The following is a 1,385-nucleotide window of genomic DNA, read 5'->3' on the forward strand; positions in this document are numbered from 1 at the left end:
GGTTGTCGCGCCCGATCCGCTTCGACCAGTAAAGGGCAGGTCCCGACGACGTCCAGCGCACCGCCAGCAGCACGAGGGCCATCGGCAGCGCAAACAGCACCGCGGCGCCCGCCGCAACGAAGATGTCAAACACGCGCTTCAGAGACATCCGTGAAACAGTCCATTCAATCAATTGGCTCCGACGTGCGAAATGCATGTCAGCTGTCTCAGGGACCTAGACGGAATGGGACACGGCTGCAACACCTCCTGCTGCCTGGCAATGCTGTTACGCGCTATCCTCTCCGCACCAGCATCCGGTGCTCCAAAAGCGTCAAGGCGAACACGCTCGAACCCGCCAGAATGAAGAAGCTTTCGCCGATCGCCAGCCGATTGTTGGAGTTGGATGCGATCGTGCAGAAGAAGAAGAAGCTGAGGGTGTAAAGGTAATTCATCGTGCTCGTCGCCAAAGACCCGCTTGCGTGGGCCCTGTGGATCCGTCGCATGGCGACTGCGGCGAAGACCAGCAGGAAAAGGATCCCGAGCAGCCCGTGCCGGACGAGGATCTCGAGATAGCCGTTGTGGAGCAGGTTGTAGCCGACGTCGGAATAGGTCGTCTGCCGCCACTCGCGCAGCCACAGATTTCCCCAGCCGGTCAGCGGGGATTCCTGCACGAGCTCCAGGGCGTTCGTCCAGAGCATGAGCCGTTCCCGCATGGCTTCCGGCGTATTCGGGTCATCAATGGCGACCCGCATGGCGCTCATCGGGTTGTCGCTGGCGAGGGTGCCTTGCGTCAGTCTGGCCGAGGCGTCCATGGTCGTTCCCGCCACCTTGAGCACGTATGGCGACATGGTCGTTGCGCTGGTTGCCGCCAGGAGAGCAATGGCGGCCAGGAGATAGATGCGCTGGCGTCCTGCCAGATGGCAGGCTGCGAGAAGCGCCATGAAAGCAAAGGTCGCCGCCAGCGCCAGCCAGGCGCCCTTGGACTGCGCGCCCAGCACGCCGGTAAGGCTGAGAGCGGCCGTGATGCCCCCCAGCGCCAGGTACGCCCATTTGCGGGGAGTTTTCAGATAGCCGTTCTCGCCGGCATACAGCAGCCAGAACAGGCTAGACAGGAAGAGCATCGCGCATCCGACGCCGGCATGGATCGGGTTGTTGTGAAACAGAGGCTCGATCCGCTCGCCGCTTGCGATGGTCTGGAAGTCCAGGGTGGCGAGGAGACCGATCGCGCCGCCGACCAGCAGCAGCGTCGCTGCGGTGAACAGATGCCTGCGGGTGGCGTAGAGCGCGACGCCGACGAGTGGAAACAGGGCCGGGAAGGCGTAGAGCCATTCCGACGATCCCTTTTCGCCATGGACGACGATACCGGCGGCGAAACGCAGAACCACGTAAGCCGACCACGCATAGCA

The 1,385-nt window shown here is 62.9% G+C and carries 2 protein-coding genes; both read right to left on the reverse strand.

Going from position 1 to position 1,385, the window contains the following annotated elements; all coding sequences use genetic code 11:
- On the reverse strand, positions 1 to 196 hold a 196-nt coding region (locus EO99_RS28730; protein WP_408002888.1), incomplete at its 3' end, for a sugar transferase.
- Between the two features lie 76 nt (positions 197 to 272).
- Positions 273 to 1,385: O-antigen ligase family protein (locus tag EO99_RS0125340; protein ID WP_029621322.1), on the reverse strand; the 1,113-nt coding region annotated here is incomplete at its 5' end.

It is taken from the genome of Pseudorhizobium marinum, from assembly GCF_000705355.1.
Lineage (GTDB): Bacteria > Pseudomonadota > Alphaproteobacteria > Rhizobiales > Rhizobiaceae > Neorhizobium > Neorhizobium pelagicum.